The sequence below is a fragment of the Psychrobacter sp. LV10R520-6 genome (assembly GCF_900182925.1).
Taxonomy (GTDB): Bacteria; Pseudomonadota; Gammaproteobacteria; order Pseudomonadales; family Moraxellaceae; genus Psychrobacter.
In genome coordinates, this window is the sequence record NZ_LT900024.1 from 1898403 (window position 1) to 1916607 (window position 18205).

Here is an 18205-nt window from a genome sequence, read left to right on the forward strand (position 1 = left end):
TGGTTATAAATTACATTATTCGTAAGCAGTTAACTATAGCGTAATTTATTGCACTGTTTTTTATTATACTAACTAAGCAACTATTACCTTAATTAAGCCACTTATACTAATTTAGCAAGGAGCATTTCATGTCAACGATTGACAAAAACCTCACTTCATTTATCGATATCGCTAGCGATTCTGATTTCTCAATTCATAACCTTCCTTATGGCATCTTCAGTGAGACTGAAGACACTACTGGCAATAACAAGCGCCGTGCCGGTGTCGCTATTGGCGATCAAGTGTTGGACTTATCAGTACTTGAAACTGAAGGTCTGCTAACGCTAGAGGGTGGCCCCTATTTTGATCAGTCCACGCTAAATCCTTTTATCGAATCCGGTCGTGACAACTGGACAAAAGCGCGCAACACTATCCAAACCCTACTCTCTACCAACAGCAAAGATTTAGGTGACAACCAAGAGTTGCAGAAAAAAGCGCTGTTTAAGCAAGCAGACGTCACCATGCATTTGCCAGTACGCGTTCCCGGCTACACTGACTTTTATTCTTCTAAAGAACATGCCACCAACGTCGGCACCATGTTCCGCGATCCTGACAATGCCTTATTGCCTAACTGGAAAGAGATGCCTGTGGCTTATAACGGTCGCGCCAGCACCGTCATCGTCAGTGGTACCGACATTGTCCGTCCTTCAGGCCAGCTAAAACCTAGCCCTGATGAGCGTCCTATTTTCTCACCTTGTAAGCGTCTCGATTTCGAACTTGAGACCGCATTTATCGTCGGTCAACCTAACAAAATTGGTCAACCTATCGCTATCGAAAACGCCTGGGATCATATCTTTGGCATGGTGTTATTTAACGACTGGTCAGCTCGTGATATTCAAAAATGGGAATATGTGCCCTTAGGTCCGTTTAATGCCAAAACCTTTGCTTCTGAGATTTCACCTTGGATTGTTACTTTAGACGCCCTGCAACCTTTTAAAACTTCAATCCCTACTCAAGATCCTCAGCCGCTGGCCTACTTACGTGAAAAAACGAGCGATAACAGCTTCGATATTAACTTGTCAGTAGAGCTGCTACCAGCAAATGCTGCCAGTACTGATAGTGCAACGGTTCTTTGTGAAAGTAACTTTAAATATATGTATTGGTCAATGACCCAGCAACTTACCCACCACACCATCTCTGGCTGTAAGGTAGAAGTTGGTGACATGATGGGTTCAGGTACGATTTCAGGGCCAACGCCAGACACTTTCGGCTCAATGCTAGAGCTGGCTTGGAACGCAACCAAACCAGTTAAACTTAATAATGGTGAAACGCGCAGCTTTATTGAAGATGGTGACACCGTAATCCTAAAAGGCCATGCCAAAAAAGAGGGCATTCGTGTGGGCTTCGGTGAGGTACGCAGTAAGGTATTACCCGCTTTAGACTTTAATTTTTCTGACTAACAGTCCTTTAGATAACAGTCGTCTAAATAAAAGCTCTAGATAACAGCTAAAGCACCGTATGAATCGTCATCCAGCTCAGTTTAGCTTAGTTCAGTTCAACCCAGTCACGGTAAAGCAGCCATTTTATTTTTATGGTGGTTAAACCACTTTTACTGTGACTGCCCTCTTTTAACTATTTATCAGAAGGATATTGATAATGACTTTTAAAATAGAACAAATCCATCACGTCGCTTATCGTTGTAAAGACACGAAAGAGACCGTCGAATGGTATAAAAAACACCTTCATATGGACTTCATCTTGGCATTTGCTGAAGATCATGTGCCCTCTACTCATGCCTTTGATCCGTATATGCACGTCTTTTTAGATGCCGGTAACGGTAACGTATTGGCATTTTTTGAAGTGCCCAATCAACCTGAGATGGGCTTTGACCCCAACACCCCAGACTGGGTGCAGCATCTAGCGATGAAAGTAAAAGACCGTGATACCTTAATAGCTGCTAAAAAGCATTTAGAAGAAGGCGGTATTGAGGTTATCGGGGTTACCAATCATGGTATTTTCCATTCTATCTATTTCTTCGATCCTAATGGTCATCGCATGGAACTGACCTACGATGATATTACTTCAGAAGAAAAAGTCTCGATGATTACTGAAGAAATAAAGAAAGATATGCTTGATGAATGGACGCGTACCAAACGTGCCCCAGGCCATACTCACTTTTTGCATGCTGAAGAGCTTGCCGAAGCAAAAGAGCAGGTTCCTGTTGGAGAGTAATGAAAAATAAGGCGTGCTTTATTAAATGAGCTAGCATTTAATAAGGCGGCTAAAGATTGCCATCAACTAGATTATGAAGCTCAAAATAAGTATATGGTCTAATTGATGACATTCATACTTATGCAATTTGATAACGTTGAGCTATCGCCCGTACTTTGTCAGCCACTTCATGCTGCTGACTCATTGGTAGCTGTTCTGAAGTACCGATAATAGTAATGGCATAGTCTAATGGCACCTCTTTAATAAGGGCATCTGTAGCATGAGTAAGTTTCGGCAAAAGTACCGGGATAGTAATAGCGTTGATGCCCATTAACATATCACCGGTGACCGTCGCATAACCTTGTGTGCGGATATCGGTTTGTAGCTGGGTAAAGTGTAGCCATTTATCTGATATTTCAGCGCTGCTTAGTGGCTTAGTGCTATCAGCTTTGCTCTGCCATTCTGCCATTACCAAAGGTTCGATGACCGCATCTGGTTGATAGCTGGCAAATAACTGCCCTGTGGCAGAAGTTGTCAGTGGCATGCGTGAGCCGATACGCGTGATGATACTTATCGGGCTATCCGGCTCAACGGATTGAATAATAATAGGTCCTTCACTAAACCACTTGGCGATTTGCACCCCGCAGTTTAGAGCATCTTTAATGTCATTGGCAGCCGTAGTCAGTCGCTGTAAGATGTTATTTTGGTTGAGACCTGTATGACCTAAAGCTGCTAATGCTCCTAGAGCATCAACTCGCTCTCCCAGTCCATAGCGTCCATCATCGAGCTTACGGGCATAGCCTTTACGAATCAGGCTAACCAAGTAACGATGGGATTTGGCTGGATGCATCTGCATCGCTTGTGCAATGTCTTTTAGCATCATAGGCTCGTTATAAGCTATGAGGACATCTAATATCGATAATCCAATCTCAAGTGACTGCACGCCCCCTTGGTTCTTGTTCGATGTTAAAGAATTATTTAAGGTTGAAGCGTTATCTGATGATGACATTATTTGCTCAGTGGCCTGTTTTTTGCTCAGTTAAATAAAGATACGACTTGATGCTTATATCTAACCGTTTGAAATAAGCTAGATTTCACTTTTAAGGTTATCAGTTTAAGCGCATTGGTCTAAAAAAATTAGCTTGCGACGACTCATAACACCTTATTAAGTTTAGCAGATTTATGATTGTGACTGATTATATACATAATGATGAGCGTTTGATACCTGCCCAAAAAGGAGAATAATGATGATGCAGCTTTATAATTACTTTCGCAGTAGTACCTCTTACCGTACTCGTATTGCCATGAATCTTAAAGGTTTGGATTATGACTATATCGCGGTTAATTTGGCCCAAGACAAACAGTTGGAGTCGGCATTTAAATCTATCAATCCGCAAGGATTGGTGCCCGTCCTACAGACCGATGACTTATTGCTCTATCAAAGTCCGGCTATTTTAGAATGGTTAGAGGAAACTTATATACAAAATCCTCTATTGCCTAAAGATGCGGCGGGCCGTATGCAAGTACGCGCACTTAGCGCCATGATTGGCTGTGATATCCATCCCCTTAATAATCGTCGCATCTTACAGTATCTGCGCAATGAGTTAACAATTGGCAAAAATGAGGTCATGACCTGGTGCCAGCACTGGATGGACGAGGGCTTTGCTGCTTTAGAAAAACTATTGGCAGAAGACAAATCACGTGGAAAGTTTTGCTATGGCGACAGTCCAACGTTTGCAGATTGCTATTTAATACCGCAGGTCTCCTCCGCCCGTCGTTTCAAAGTAGACTTAACCCCTTATCCCAATATCGTCGCTATTGATGAGCATTGCCGATCGCTTAAAGCCTTTGATGATGCTGACCCTTCAAAACAACCCGATGCACCAGAAGCTTAATCTATATGATTGAAAGTTATCAAAAGCTGTCAAAAGTTATTAAATGAAGTGGAATTGAAGTAAAACTCTGATTTTCACTTTATTTTAGCTAAATAAAAATGATAGAAGCGGCAACCCAGACATATAGCTGGTCTAAAAATATTTGAGGCCTAATAATTTCTTACATAAAAGAAAAAATAGTTTTAACACTTTGATAATAATAACTTTATTACAGGAAATTAAGCACATAATTGATAGTTTAAAGCGCATCGTAGGCTGGTAATTGTAAAATCAGTGTGCAACTGTGCACAGATAATGTTACATTTGGTTTGCAAGCTAGAAATACTCTTAGTTTGTAAAGGAACAAAATCAGGTAGCCTCAGGTAAGTACCCTATACCAGTGGGTTCGAGATTGCGAAATGACGTGATTTCCGCTGTCTAGCACGATAAATGCACAGTATTTATTCGATTGCTGCCCTTTAAATCACCTAAATGCTAAAAAATCCAAACCTATGGAGAATTACCATGACATTTAACAAAAACCTACTTACCGCTGCGCTACTAACTGTTGGTGGCTTTGCCGCTATGTCTAGTGCCAATGCGGCGGAGCCTAACCCTGCCACTAGCAGTTTTGACACTACGCTTGAAGTCCAGTCTATATGTACCATAAGCGCAGCTCCTATAGATGTCGATCTTTCGAACATTCAGGCAGGCTTGGCGACTACGGCTGTAACAGGAACCACTAACCTCACTGTGAACTGCTCTAAGAGTGACGTTGCTACTATTAGCTTGACACCTGTATCAACCACCAGCCCCGACGGCACTGGCACCCTGCTCGGAGGAGTTGACACACTCGAAGAAGTTGCTTATAAATTGACTTCCGGCTCAGCTAGTGGCAGCGCTTGGGGTTCTACTACGGGCACTGAGGGCACGGGCAACACTGTGTCCACAGCAGCAGCAACTGATTACGCTACCGATATTACCACTGCTATATATCTCACAGTGACTGATGACGCCGATGTTACACCTGGTACTTATAACGATACCATTACCGTTTCTGTAGCTTACTAATATCTATGTTAAGTCTCTGGTTACGCCGTGTTGCGAGACCTGCTATTATCTTTAGCTTGCTCTTATCTAGTAGTGGAGCAATGGCGAGTGGCCTACAGGTCTCTCCCATCTCCTTAAACTTACAAGCTAGAGAAAACGCCAGTGGCCTGACCCTTAGTAACTCGAGTGACGAAGTGATAAACGCGCAAGTGCGCGTTTATCAGTGGTCACAGGACGAAAACGGCGATCAGCTCACCCCATCACGAGGGTTATTGGCCAGTCCGCCAATAATTAAGCTTAACTCCGGTGAAAAACAACTGGTCCGAATTATCCGCGCTAAGGCACCGCAGCAAGGCGCAGCAGCTGTGGAAGATACCTACCGAATTTTGGTTAACGAACTGCCTGTTAAGTCTACTGATCAAAAAAGTGGTTTACAGTTTGCAATAAGCTACTCTCTACCGGTATTTGTGCAACCGATTGGTGTTGTCAAGACCAGCCCAAAGTTACAATGGCGATATAACTTGCTACCAGATAGTAAGCAGATGAAATTAAGTATCAGCAATAGCGGCAATGGCCATGCTAAATTAGTTGGTCTGAGCATTATGGACGCTGCGGATAATAGCATTGATATACATCAAGGTTTACTGGGTTATGTTTTACCAGGCGCTACCATGCACTGGACACTGAAAATACCGCCCTCCGCCCTACCGATAGGGACAACAACCGGTAAATTCAAGGTAACAATCAATGGAACTCAGACGACACAGGACGTCACACTGGACAATTCCATTCGCTAAAGTAATTTTACTGCAGAGTATGACGGTATCGGTCAGCCATGCCGTGGAACTGAATGACGTTGCTGCTACAAATGTCGTTGCTAAAGACGTTACTTCTACAGTCATTGATGATACTAGACTTGCCCAGCTCGACCTAGACAGCTACAACCCTGACAATGATACTGGCCTCGATTTGTATCTGGACGTCACTCTAAATGGCGCCAGTGCGGGCTTGGTTCACTTCGTCTACCGTGAAGATCAACTTTGGGCAAGTCCTGCCATACTGCAACAGCTCGGTTTTATATTACCTCCTGATACCATCGAACCAATCCCACTAAGTAGCCTACTCGACGTCAAGATTAATTATGACGCCCGTCGACAAACGGTAAGCATTATTGCCCCGCTAAATCTACTCAATCTAGACACCACCATACGTAGCACTCGTAGTAATAAACGCCCGAAACCTACCGCATCGCCCGGCATGTTATTAAACTATGATCTCTATGGCACGCAAACAGAAAATAATGCCACCAGTCTAAGTGCCTATACGGAACTTCGTGCGTTTAACTCCCTTGGCGTAATAAGCTCCACTGCACTGACAACCGGAAATCGCCTTTCTGACAGCGGCAATAACAGCAGTGACTGGGACGGTCGTACGGTACGGCTGGATACCAGCTGGAGCAAATCATTCCCTGACAAGCTGCTTACGGTTCGTGCGGGCGACATCCTCACAGGCGCGCTGTCATGGACACGTTCCACGCGCTTAGGAGGTCTACAGTTTGGCACTAATTTTGATCTGCAACCCTATCTAACCACCGCCCCATTGCCTTCGTTTTTTGGCTCTGCCACCTTGCCCTCAGCAGTAGAGCTGTATGTGAATGGCCTCAAGCAATACAGCGGCGATGTACCCGCCGGCCCATTTGAGCTCAATACCGCTCCTAGCTTCAGTGGCGCAGGCACAGCTCAACTCGTGCTGACCGATGCACTAGGACAAAGCTCTACCGTCAATTTTTCACTTTACGACGCCCATCGTTTGCTACAGCCAGGGCTTTCCGACTGGTCAGTAGAGCTCGGCGCCGTGCGCGAAAACTATGGCATCAAATCCTTTGATTACGGCAACGATATCGCCGCCAGTGGCACTTGGCGTTATGGGGTTAGCGACCGCTTTACCGCAGAAACCCATGCCGAAGTGACCAATGGTCTCAGTAATGCCGGAGTCGGTGGTACTTGGTTGCTAGGTAGCGCAGGTGGTATCTTGTTCGCATCATTGGCCGGCAGCGAGAGCCAAGGTCAGAGCGGCGCGCAATATAGCGCCAGCTACTCTTGGAATAATAGCCGTTTCAATGTCGGCCTCAGTGCTAGGGGCACCCACGGTGATTACCGTGACGTCGGCACACAGTACGGATCTGCCCCTACCAGTCGAAGTGAGCAATTCTCAACCGGTTACAGTACTCAGTCTCTAGGCCGTTTTGGCGTGAGCTATAACCAAGTGGCTTATGCGGAGCAGGAGACTACCCAGTTTGCCAGTGCCTATTGGTCTAAGTCTTTTGGGCGGCGCTTGAGACTGAACGCCAATTATAATCACGATATCAACGACTCTGCTAATAACAGTGTCTCTATTGGCGCATCCCTATCGCTGGATGGTAATATGTCAGTTAGCAGTAGTTTAAGACACACAGAAGCCCGCGACGTCTTGGTAGCTGATGTGTCGCAGTCCGCTCCCAGTGCAGGTGGCATAGGTTGGCGCGCACAGGCACAACACAGCGTAGATAATACTGCGAATAAAAATGACAGCACGGGCGGCATGGCGGAAATTAATTACCTCGGTCGCTATGGACAAGGTCAAGTGGGTATCAGAGGCAATGATGGTAATTACAGCACCTCTGCCAGTGTCACAGGCGCGCTGGTCAAGATGGGCGGCGGAATATTTGCCGCCCGCCAAATCAATAATGGTTTTGCCGTGGTTTCCACTGACGGTATCGCCAATGTGCCGGTGTTACTGCAAAACAGTGCCATCGGTACCACCAATAGCCGGGGGCTGTTGCTGGTGTCACCGCTGAACGCTTACCAAGATAACAAGGTCAGCATCGACCCCATGGACTTACCGGCGGATCTGCGTATTGATAAAATCAACATTGAAGCCACGCCCACAGACCGCGCGGGTGTACTGATCGCCTTTGGCATCACACCGGTGCGCTCTGCCTCTATTATTCTGACAGACAGCGACAACCAACCAATAGAGTTGGGCAGTCAGGTAAGGTTGCTCACCAACCAGAATCTGCCATCAACAATCGTTGGTTTTGATGGCATGGTGTATCTGGACACACTGGATGAGCGTAATGTGCTAGAGGTAATTACCCCCTCTGGTGATATTTGCAATGTTAGCTTTGACTATGCCAAGCAAGGTGATGGCATCCCACTAATTGGCCCCCTCATCTGTCAGAAGGTACGGAAATAATGACACTATTTAAAACGATATTTAAAACAATATTTAAAATGAAACTGTTCCAGTGGCGTTACAGCCTATTGCTGCTGCCTATAGCGTTGTGGTTACCGATGGGTAATGCGCAAGCGCTTACTTGCAAAGTGGATAGCTTTGTTTCACCCAATCTTGGTACCATTACCCTCGCCAATGCTGACAATGCTAGCGTTGAGCAATTGCTGACCTATAGTTGCACAAACACCTCTGATACTACCGAGTGGGCATCCGTGTGCATTGGAGCCGATGGTGGCAATAATAATCCTTCCCAAATCAATCCCCGTTATCTACCTCTATTTGGTAGTGGTAGTTCTGAATTAAATTTCAACATGACACTTAATGACAGAAGTGGTGCTACATGGGGCCCACGCAACGGCAAGGGAACAGAAGAGTTCATAGATTTCGTTAGTGTAACTCCAGGTCTTACCACAACCAAATCCACGATTATTAAAGTATCTTTGGTACCTGATAATCACGCTGCCACAGCAGGCGACTACACTACTAACTTCACAAGTGTCAATACAGCATTGACGTTTATAACAGTCGGTTCCAATACTGACAATCAACAATGCTCTTCACCAGAAATTCAAGGAACCAGTCCACTCTCGTTTACTGTCCAAGCTACCGTTGACCCCCAGTGTACAATCAACACTACTTCCGACGTCAACTTGGGCCATTATTCAGCAAGCCAGACCGATATCACTGGTAGCAATAACAATGCAATTGGTGTGACCTGCACAAATGACGCATCCTATAATATTGGTTTGACCCCTTCCAACGACAACACTAATGGTGCGGGCGTTATGAAGGGTTCCGGTAGCAATACTGACAAGGTGCCTTATCAATTATTTTCTGATATTAGTAGAACCACTAAATGGGGCAATAATGGCAGCACCTATGACACTTTAACCAACGGCTTTATTGGTAAAGGCAGTGGAACCAGTGAAGCACAGACTGTATATGTCACTGTCCCTAACGCTGACTTCAAACCAGACAACTATTCCGACACCGTGACTATTAGAGTGAATTACTGACAGCCTCGCTATTTCCATCATACCTAAATGCTTGTTGGATGACTTATTATCCAAACGGGGTAACGAGTATTCAACCATTTACCAACAACCAATCTATCCATTATCAATGAAATTATTATTAATTTAGTACCGACAACCGCTCGCGATCATGCGGTGCGTTAAAGTCGATATCAGGACCAACAGGTATTATAAATGTTGGATTAATGGTGTCATGGCTGCCGTAATAATGCATTTTTATATACTCTATTGCCACTGTGTCGGCGATACCCGGCACCTGATATAAATCGCGTAAATAGCCCCAAAGGTTGGGGTAATCTACGATACGATGTAAGTTGCATTTAAAATGACCCACGTAAACGGCATCAAAACGTACTAAAGTGGTAAACAGTCGCCAATCCGCTTCGGTAAGAGTGCTACCAAGCAAATAACGACTATTTCCCAAACGTCTTTCTAAGGTATCCAGCGCATTAAACACCTCACCCACCGCTTCTTCGTAAGCGTCTTGGGTAGTGGCAAAACCAGCTCGATACACACCGTTATTAATCGCCGGATAAATGAACTCATTTAATGCATCGATTTCTGCCAACAACTCTGGCGGTGAAAAATCTCCTGCTAATGCGCCAACTTCATCAAATGCCGTATTAAACATGCGAATAATCTCAGACGATTCATTACTGACAATGGTGTTGGTTTTTTTATCCCATAAAATGGGCACGGTAACGCGTCCGGTATAATCGGCTTGAGCGGCAGTATAAATATTATATAAATGAGTGGCATTAAAAATCGGATCAGCTACAACGCCTTTGCCAGGATTAAATGTCCAGCCTTCATCACCCATAAAGGCATTGACTACCGACATGGTAATCATATCTTCTAAGCCTTTTAGCTTACGATAGATAAGAGTACGGTGCGCCCAAGGACACGCTAAAGAGACATATAAGTGATAACGATTAGGCTCAGCTTTAAACCCGCCAATACCTGAGGGTCCGGCGCTACCGTCTGTGGTTACCCAATTTCTAAAGCTAGAATCTTTACGTTCAAAACGGCCGCCGCTCGATTTTGTGTCATACCATTTATTTTGCCATTGACCGTCAACTAATAAGCCCACGTTGTTCTCCTGTTTATTTTAGTTTTGATTGCTGGTTTGATCCAAAAATTACCGCGATTAAAATCGTTGAAAGCCGGTAATAAGTCAGTTTTGGTGTTAGTCAAAAAGAGTCTACCACATGGGGCAGATTCATCTATGAGTGTTCGGCAATCAACAAGAAACACGCACTATCATCAGCGCTAGATGCCAAAATCCAGTTACCCTTTGTTAGTACCACCATATTTTTTGCTTTTAGGATGAGTCGCTGCGTCTATTAGAATAATAACTCATCATTCTAATAAAAAAGACTTGCAAAGTTGTAAAAACTTGCTAAAATGCATGTCCTAAATAGGCGTATAGCTCAGTTGGTTAGAGCGCTACCTTGACATGGTAGAGGTCAGCAGTTCGAGTCTGCTTATGCCTACCAGATTCTAAAAGCCCCAGTTTAACGACTGGGGCTTTTTTTGTCTGTTTTTCAGGGAGTTACGTTGACAGATATGTAGGATGATTAAGAAGATGTCAAACTGTTAGCTACGCCCTTAAATTCCTTGTGCCCAACTTGTGCCTCACATTAATTTTGAGACTGTAAAAAGATATTAGACCTCTTTCCAAACTAAGCTAACTCTAAGTTATAAATAGCAGCAATCAAATTAAACCGCAGCCCGAAACGCTTTCTTCGATTGCGATTGCGACAAGATAAGATTCTAAAACGTTTTAAGACACCGATAACATGCTCATTAGTAATGCGTTCAGCCGCAAGCTTCCTATTTTCTCTCTTCTGCTCTTGCGTTAATGGATGCTTCTTACTGTTTTTTTGAGGTGATACGCTGTTGCTATGCTGTTTTTGGATGCCTTGATAGCCTGAGTCTACTTTAATCGTTATGTCTTCGTTTATGGTTAGTTTTGAGTGACGAAAGAGTGTGAAATCATGACATCTACCGGTACTGAAATGAGTGCAGATAATACTTTTATCCGCTTTGTTGACCACTATCTGAGCCTTTAGGGTATGTCGTTTCTTTTTACCGGAGTAGCCTTGTTTTTGCTTTTTTTGGGACGCTCTATGGCCACTTCGGTGGCATCAATGAGTACGGTGTCCATGTGAGGGTCTTGCCATAGGGCTTTTTTACTCGGTAATGCAAAGTCTGGATGTTTTATAAGCGCGGGCTCTACCCAGTGAATACTTTTACATACCGCACTTTCTGATATACCAAAGTCTTGAGCAATATGAAACTGGGTTCGGTATTCTCGATAATAAGTAAGTGTTATGAGTAGTTTGTTTTCTACGCTGATGCTACTGTGACGCCCACCTTTTTTATGCTTGACTTGATAGCTTTGATGACATATTTGGATCATTTTATCGAAGGTGTCTTTGTTGACGCCTATGTACCGTTTGAAGTGGTGCGCTGGTAGTTTGATAAGTTCGTTGTATGTCATGATGAGGGCGTCTGTTAGTTAATTTGTTGGTTAATTTAACATGTTTTCTGGTTTGGAAAGAGGTCTATTATAGGACAGAATTGATTTTTAGAACTATCCATTAATTTTAATTTAAATATATTTTAAGTTACTTAAAGCCAGATAATCTTCGGAATATCTGGCTTTTGTTTGTTATATTAACGACAGCTGTTGTCGTCGTAACTCATATCTATGTCATATCTATATTGTTACTTTGGTTAGATTACGATATGGTTAAGTGAGCAAATATAAAAACTTTGTTTGGAGTAATAACCAATAGTGAAAAGCGTAGATCAGCAAAATGAGCCACTAAATACAGCTAATCAAAATTTTATTGCGCATGTTCGTGCCAGCGACGGCAGTGAGCAGTTATTGTATGACCATTTAACCGGCACAGCGCAAATATCTAAAGCATTGGCGACCAAGATTGGTTTGCCATTAGCGGGTGAGTTGATCGGCTTGGTACATGATTTAGGTAAGTATAGCCAAGCATTTCAGGAGTATATTAGAGCATGTGTCGCTCATGATAAAGCTAAGGCAGGGAATAGAACGGTAGATGATGATTGTGAAGCTTTAGAGCTACAAGGAAAGCCTGCAAGGGGATCTGTGGATCACTCTACCGCTGGAGCAATTTATCTGTACAAACGGTTTAAAGAGTTAAGCAGCAGTCAAGTAGATAATCAAAGTAAGAAAAAGACAAAAGTAGAGCAAGGCCAATTACTTGCCGATATTTTATTTATTTGTATCGCATCACATCATAGTGGTTTGGTGAATGTGGTGGATAAATCAGGAAAAGCTTATCTTAGCCAACGTAAACAAAAACCAGAAGACGCTAGCCATTATGTAGAAGCTGGTAAAAATGCTCTAGCGAATGATTTGTTCAATCACTTAGATAAAAATATAATATCAGCAACGCTAAAAGAATTTATACGAGCCTATCAGCCGATTAAAAACAATTCATCCTTAGAGAATAAACAAAAAGACTTTTATATTGGTTTCTATACTCGTTTGCTATTTAGTTGTTTAATTGATGCCGACCGTAGCAACAGCATTGCCTTTGAACACCCTAATCAAGCATGCCTTTTAACCTATCATCAGCCAAATTGGCAGACGGCCATTGATAAGCTAGAGGCTGTTTATAAAGCGTTTAGTGATAAATCTCAAAGTAATCCTTCCAATCCTATTAACGAGCAACGCGACCGTATCGCTCAAACTTGTTTTGATACTGGGCAGAAAAACCAAGGGATATATTCACTGACCGTGCCTACAGGTGGCGGTAAGACCCTAGCTAGCCTGCGTTTCGCTCTCCAACATGCCAAGCGGCATAACCTCGACCGAATCATTTATATTATTCCTTTTACCAGTATCATTGAGCAAAATGCTGCTGAGATTCGAAAAATTTTAGAAGAAAAACTGACTGATGGTAGTTATGTAGGCGATTGGGTATTAGAGCAGCATTCTAATTTAGAGCCTGATGTACAGACATGGCAAAGCAAGCTAATAATGGACAACTGGAACGCTCCTATTGTATTTACTACCATGGTGCAGTTTTTGGAAAGCTGCTTCGGTGGAGGCACTAAAGGTGTCAGACGGCTACATCAACTGAGTCGAGCCGTACTCATCTTTGATGAAATTCAAACCCTACCTATTAACTGCTATTACCTTTTTTGCAATACCATTAATTTCTTAACTGGCTACGCTAATAGCACCGCCGTGCTTTGTACAGCTACACAGCCTGTGTTAGATAACCTACCTAATAAAAAAAATGGGACGTTAAACACTCCTACGGAAATCATCGGTGAGCGGCAAGATTTGAGCCTATTATTTGATACATTAAAGCGAGTAGATATTCACGACCATACTCAACCTGATAAAGATTTGGATAGTCTAACCAGCTATATAATAGATAACTTTACAACGTTTGAGAGCACACTCGTTATTGTTAATACCAAAGTATGGGCAAGCCAGCTGTATCAAACTTTGTCAGAACAGTTTAAAAATACAGCAACAGAATTATCAGCACTATTTCATCTAAGTACGGGGCAATGTGCTAGGCATCGAAAAGATTTATTGTCTGAGATTAGAAGCCGATTAAAGCAAGGACTACCTACCCTAGTCATCTCAACGCAATTAATTGAGGCCGGTGTAGATGTCTCATTTAAGTCAGTTATTCGGTTTTTGGCAGGGCTTGATAGTATTGCACAAGCAGCAGGGCGCTGTAACCGTCATGGTGAGATGGTTGATGATACGGGCGAACCAGTTAAAGGACAGGTATTTATCGTAAGACCTGATAAGGAAAATCTAAGCAAACTGCCTACCATCGAGCTGGGTAGAAATAAAATGGTCGATATCCTTTACAGTTTAAGCTTACCTGAGAATCAGGACAAGCATCTGCTCGACCCCGATATTATGACCAGCTATTTTGAATACTTTTATACCGAGTCTACTATTGAGCAGCAGATGGCATATCCCGTGAAAGGTTTGGATTCAAAACAGAGCGGCGGTGATACGATTTACGGTTGGCTTAGTAGCAATCCTACTAATGAATATGTTGCTAATGATAATTCTACAAGATTAAAAAATAAGCAGTTTCCGAAACTATGGCAGTCATTTATGGATGCAGGACGAGCGTTTAAGGCTATTGATGCGCCTACTCAGGCCATTGTCGTGCCGTATGGTGAAGCAGGTCGTGAGTTAATTAATGATTTACACGGTACAGAGGTGAGCGATAAAGACTTTTATAAGCTAGTCCGCGAAGCGCAGCAATATAGCGTGAATGTATTTCCTTATATGCTACAACAATTACAGGATGTTAAGGCAATTGCTATGGTCAGAGACACAGGTATTTTGACGTTAGATGAACAGTTTTATGATGACAAGATGGGACTGGATATTTCGGGAAGTGGGGAATTAGATTTTTTAGGTGGGTTTTAAGCCAAAGTAACTATTTTTAAGAAATAGCTTTAATAAAATAAAATGGCAATGACTGTGGTTAGATAGCCATTGCCGAGTCAATATACTCATCTTTTCCTTTACATTTCAATCCACAGCAGACTTGTTTATAAAAATAGCTTGCTGAAGTCAATTATTATACGCTATGATTAACTTAAAATATATTTAACCATATTTTCATCTTTTCCTTTACGAAAAAATTTATTAAATATATAAATAAAACTCTTAGATGGATAGACGTTAGACTAAAAAGGGACAACTTATGACAGAAAATATAAAACCAAAAAATTCTATCGAATTTCTACTCACAGGTCGTAACGCTTTATTTACTGACCCCATCACGCGTATCGGTGGTGAGAAGACTAGCTACCATCTGCCAACTTATGAGGCACTAAAAGGAATATGTAAAAGCATTTATTGGAAACCTACTATTATTTGGTACATTGATAAAGTTCGTGTAATCAATCCCATTCGTACGCAGACTAAGGGAATGAAGCCAATTAAATTCCATAAAGATGGAAATGACTTAGCCTATTATACCTATCTTCATGATGTTGCTTATCAAGTCCAAGCACATTTTGAGTGGAATATGCACCGTCCTGAACTAAAAGCTGACCGCATTGATGGTAAGCACTACAGCATCGCTCAGCGTATGGTTGATAAGGGTGGACGGCAAGATATATTCTTAGGTGCTAGAGAGTGCCAAGGTTATATCGAACCTTGCGAATACGGTAGCGGACAAGGTTTTTATGATGAAATTGATCAGCTTAGCTATGGCCTCATGTTTCATAGCTTTGCTTATCCTGATGAAACGGGTATAGATGAGCTGCACAGTCGCTTTTGGCAGGCAGTCATGCGTTATGGCGTTTTGGAATTTCCCAAACCCACAGATGATCTTGCAGCCGATGCTAATAACGGTATGCCAAATCGTTTTGTACGGGAGATGACGGCTAAAGTATTTGAGCTTGATGACAATATACAGCCGGTCACTCAAACGGAGGATATGCTATGAGTTGGTTACAACGACTATATCAAACCTATGAGCAGGCCAGCCAAAATGAGGAAGTCCAGTCTCAAGAAACTCAGTTGATGCCTTATTATCATGTTAATCAGAACGTTCAAATTATCGTTACTATTAATGATAAAGGTGACTTCGTCAAAGCCGAGATATGTAGAGACAATGGTGAGCGCGGAACAGGCAAAGTAAAATCAAGCTATCTAGCTATTCCTGCAACTAATGATTCCGCAACTCGTGCAGGCCAAATACCACCTCCACATCCATTATCAGATAAGGTTCAGTATTTAGCTAAAGACTATTTTGAACATTATGCAGTCGACCCTAAACGCAACTTCTATGAACCTTACATTGAAATACTAAGTTTTTGGTGTAATTCAGAGTATGCCCATCCAAAAGCACAGGCAGTGCTCAGATACGTACAGAAAGGCACAGTAGTAAAAGACTTATTAAAAGCCAATGTCCTTATTGCTGACCCTATTGATAATGACAAACTGGCTTATCCCACGCAGGCAGGAGACTATCCGGACAGTATTTTATCTTCATTAAATAAACATCCAGATAAAGGGACCTTTGATCAAGGAGCTGCATTTATAGCATGGAAAATAACGCTCAGTGATATCACTAATATGGCAAAAGGTGGCCCTGCTGAAACATGGAAAGATACTAGTTTGTTTGAATCATGGCAACAGTTTTATGCGACGCTTGATAGCACCGATGGCTTTTGTTATGTCACAGGAGAGACGCGTCCTCTTGCCAGTAAACATCCGAACCGTATTTTACGTAGTGCTACCAATGCCAAGCTGATTTCTGCCAATGATATGTCCAGCTTTACCTTTTTGGGTCGGTTTACTGATGATAAAAAATCCATTGCGGCCAATGGTCTGCAAGGCGCAAATATCAGTGCGGTGGTCACTGAAAAAGCGCATGCGGCGTTGTCATGGTTATTAGCTCGCCAAGGACGTGAAGATGCAGGGCAAGCAGTGGTAGCTTGGGCAATATCTGCTCAAAAAGTTATTCAACCTACGCAAGATATGGCAGAGGCTGTAGGGTTTAATGTAGCAGATAATATCGATAGCCAAAATGACGGTATTGATATCAATAATGACAACAACAGGGAATCTATCGATGATGAGGATTTCGGTTTAGAGAATAGCACTGGCTTTGATAATACTGAGTTTGAGAATGATAATTATGACGACGATGACGATAGTATAGCTTCTACCGACAGCCTTGCCTCAACCGTTGAATCTAAGCCTTTCTCGCCTCGTCCTAACCATGATAAAAATCTAGGTATTAACTTTGCCAAGTGTTTAAACAATACCATGCAAGGTTACCGTCAGAATCTCGATGCTCACGACCAGATTTCCGTCATTACTCTAGATGCTGCTACCCCTGGGAGAATGGCCGTTACCTACTATCATGAAAGCATGCCCGATGCGTATATTGATGCGCTAGAGTCGTGGTATCGCCAGTTCTCATGGTACTTCTATTACAAAGACCAAGAGAGTAATGAGTCTAAACTCACCATTAAAGCGCCAACACCTAAGCAAATTGCCCAAGTGGCTTACGGGTCTCGTCTCTCCGACACCTTAAAAAAGCAGGTCGTCTCGCAAGTCCTGCCCTGTATCGTTGAGGGAGAAGTAAGGCAGCTACCGTGGCAACTGGTTGAGCTAACTATCAAACGTGCCTGCAATCCATTAGTGTTAGAAAATTGGGAATGGGATCAAGCCATTAGCGTGGCTTGCGCATTATTCCGTGGTTATTATCAGCGTCATTCAAAACAAAGGAGCTACACCGTGGCACTACAAACCGATTATACCAGCCGTGACTATTTATATGGACGCTTGCTAGCTATTGCAGATGATATCGAAAGTCTGGCGTTATATATTGCAGGCGAAAAGCGTAACACGACTGCCCAGCGTTATATGCAACAGTTCGCCAATCGTCCCTTTAGTACTTGGCGTAATATCGAGCTGGCACTCAAACCGTATGAGAATCGTCTAAAGTCTAAACGTGGTGGTTATCTAGCCAACATGCAGTCTATGATTGATCAAATTATGAGTTCATTTGAAATAGAAGACTTTAATAATGACTCAGCCTTGTCAGGCGAATTTTTATTAGGTTATCACAGCCAAAAAATGCAATTGAAACTAGATAAACAACAAGCCAAAAAAGTTCGTGAAAATGAAAAAGTAACAGAGCAGCAAGACAACTCTGCGGACGAATAAAGCTATAAATTGTAGGACAGCTATTGTCTTCCTAATATACTTATTAATATTCTGAATTTAAAACA

Annotated in this window: 13 protein-coding genes and 1 tRNA gene; 11 read left to right on the forward strand and 3 right to left on the reverse strand. The window is 42.7% G+C overall.

Features of this window, described 5'->3' with window-relative positions; all coding sequences use genetic code 11:
• The first annotated feature begins 128 nt into the window (after positions 1 to 128).
• Both fahA and U1P77_RS07920 read left to right on the forward strand, forming a co-directional pair.
• A complete protein-coding gene (gene fahA / locus U1P77_RS07915; RefSeq protein WP_414478997.1) occupies positions 129 to 1439 on the forward strand; it encodes a fumarylacetoacetase in 1311 nt (436 codons plus the stop codon).
• Positions 1440 to 1635: 196 nt separating this feature from the next.
• On the forward strand, positions 1636 to 2211 hold the full coding sequence (locus U1P77_RS07920; RefSeq protein WP_321154496.1) for a VOC family protein: 576 nt from the start codon (positions 1636 to 1638) through the stop codon (positions 2209 to 2211).
• A gap of 118 nt (positions 2212 to 2329) precedes the next feature.
• On the opposite strand, the gene U1P77_RS07925 is transcribed toward U1P77_RS07920, so the two are convergent.
• Entirely contained in the window at positions 2330 to 3199 is an 870-nt protein-coding gene (locus U1P77_RS07925; RefSeq protein WP_321154497.1) for an IclR family transcriptional regulator, read from the reverse strand.
• A 238-nt stretch (positions 3200 to 3437) separates the two neighbouring features.
• Here U1P77_RS07925 and maiA point away from each other — a divergent pair, with 238 nt between their 5' ends.
• From maiA to U1P77_RS07950, 5 genes are all read left to right on the forward strand, one after another.
• Entirely contained in the window at positions 3438 to 4085 is a 648-nt protein-coding gene (gene maiA / locus U1P77_RS07930; protein ID WP_321154498.1) for a maleylacetoacetate isomerase, read from the forward strand.
• 504 nt (positions 4086 to 4589) lie between these two features.
• Positions 4590 to 5135, forward strand: coding sequence for a spore coat protein U domain-containing protein (locus tag U1P77_RS07935; protein ID WP_321154499.1), 546 nt, complete (start codon positions 4590 to 4592; stop codon positions 5133 to 5135).
• Positions 5136 to 5140: 5 nt separating this feature from the next.
• On the forward strand, positions 5141 to 5911 hold the full coding sequence (locus U1P77_RS07940) for a fimbrial biogenesis chaperone (RefSeq protein ID WP_321154500.1): 771 nt from the start codon (positions 5141 to 5143) through the stop codon (positions 5909 to 5911).
• Positions 5862 to 8348 carry a fimbria/pilus outer membrane usher protein gene (locus tag U1P77_RS07945; RefSeq protein WP_321154501.1) on the forward strand — a complete coding sequence of 829 codons (2487 nt, stop codon included), beginning with the start codon at positions 5862 to 5864 and terminating at the stop codon, positions 8346 to 8348. The genes U1P77_RS07940 and U1P77_RS07945 overlap by 50 nt, the downstream gene beginning before the upstream one ends.
• Positions 8348 to 9403, forward strand: coding sequence for a Csu type fimbrial protein (locus U1P77_RS07950; RefSeq protein WP_321154502.1), 1056 nt, complete (start codon positions 8348 to 8350; stop codon positions 9401 to 9403). Before U1P77_RS07945 ends, U1P77_RS07950 begins: the two co-directional genes overlap by 1 nt.
• A 118-nt stretch (positions 9404 to 9521) precedes the next feature.
• Here the strand turns inward: U1P77_RS07950 and U1P77_RS07955 are convergent, their stop codons facing one another.
• Positions 9522 to 10511, reverse strand: coding sequence for a glutathione S-transferase family protein (locus U1P77_RS07955; protein WP_321154503.1), 990 nt, complete (start codon positions 10509 to 10511; stop codon positions 9522 to 9524).
• 329 nt (positions 10512 to 10840) lie between these two features.
• On the opposite strand from U1P77_RS07955, the gene U1P77_RS07960 reads away from it, so the two are divergent.
• A tRNA-Val gene (locus U1P77_RS07960) sits at positions 10841 to 10917 on the forward strand.
• A 186-nt stretch (positions 10918 to 11103) separates the two neighbouring features.
• Here the strand turns inward: U1P77_RS07960 and U1P77_RS07965 are convergent.
• A protein-coding gene (locus U1P77_RS07965; protein ID WP_321154504.1) for an IS5 family transposase occupies positions 11104 to 11924 on the reverse strand; the annotation gives its coding sequence in 2 pieces (ribosomal slippage) (positions 11104 to 11540 and positions 11540 to 11924; 822 coding nt in all).
• A gap of 297 nt (positions 11925 to 12221) precedes the next feature.
• Between U1P77_RS07965 and cas3 the strand changes: the two genes are divergently transcribed.
• The 3 genes from cas3 to U1P77_RS07980 all read left to right on the forward strand — a co-directional run bounded on the left by cas3 (position 12222) and on the right by U1P77_RS07980 (position 18140).
• The gene (cas3, locus tag U1P77_RS07970; RefSeq protein WP_321154505.1) at positions 12222 to 14876 is read left to right on the forward strand and encodes a CRISPR-associated helicase Cas3'; all 2655 of its coding nucleotides are present in this window, start codon (positions 12222 to 12224) and stop codon (positions 14874 to 14876) included.
• Positions 14877 to 15156: 280 nt separating this feature from the next.
• A complete protein-coding gene (gene cas5c, locus U1P77_RS07975) occupies positions 15157 to 15906 on the forward strand; it encodes a type I-C CRISPR-associated protein Cas5c (protein ID WP_321154506.1) in 750 nt (249 codons plus the stop codon).
• Positions 15903 to 18140 carry a type I-C CRISPR-associated protein Cas8c/Csd1 gene (locus U1P77_RS07980; protein WP_321154507.1) on the forward strand — a complete coding sequence of 746 codons (2238 nt, stop codon included), beginning with the start codon at positions 15903 to 15905 and terminating at the stop codon, positions 18138 to 18140. The genes cas5c and U1P77_RS07980 overlap by 4 nt, the downstream gene beginning before the upstream one ends.
• Positions 18141 to 18205 lie beyond the last annotated feature (65 nt).

Bases quoted from the DNA above. Each gene is read 5' to 3' on its own strand.
- U1P77_RS07940 (WP_321154500.1), top strand. From the start codon at position 5,141: ATGTTAAGTCTCTGGTTACGCCGTGTTGCGAGACCTGCTATTATCTTT.
- U1P77_RS07935 (WP_321154499.1), top strand. From the start codon at position 4,590: ATGACATTTAACAAAAACCTACTTACCGCTGCGCTACTAACTGTTGGT.
- U1P77_RS07925 (WP_321154497.1), bottom strand. From the start codon at position 3,199: ATGTCATCATCAGATAACGCTTCAACCTTAAATAATTCTTTAACATCG.
- U1P77_RS07950 (WP_321154502.1), top strand. From the start codon at position 8,348: ATGACACTATTTAAAACGATATTTAAAACAATATTTAAAATGAAACTG.
- U1P77_RS07980 (WP_321154507.1), top strand. From the start codon at position 15,903: ATGAGTTGGTTACAACGACTATATCAAACCTATGAGCAGGCCAGCCAA.
- U1P77_RS07920 (WP_321154496.1), top strand. From the start codon at position 1,636: ATGACTTTTAAAATAGAACAAATCCATCACGTCGCTTATCGTTGTAAA.
- fahA (WP_414478997.1), top strand. From the start codon at position 129: ATGTCAACGATTGACAAAAACCTCACTTCATTTATCGATATCGCTAGC.
- cas5c (WP_321154506.1), top strand. From the start codon at position 15,157: ATGACAGAAAATATAAAACCAAAAAATTCTATCGAATTTCTACTCACA.
- maiA (WP_321154498.1), top strand. From the start codon at position 3,438: ATGATGCAGCTTTATAATTACTTTCGCAGTAGTACCTCTTACCGTACT.
- U1P77_RS07945 (WP_321154501.1), top strand. From the start codon at position 5,862: ATGGAACTCAGACGACACAGGACGTCACACTGGACAATTCCATTCGCT.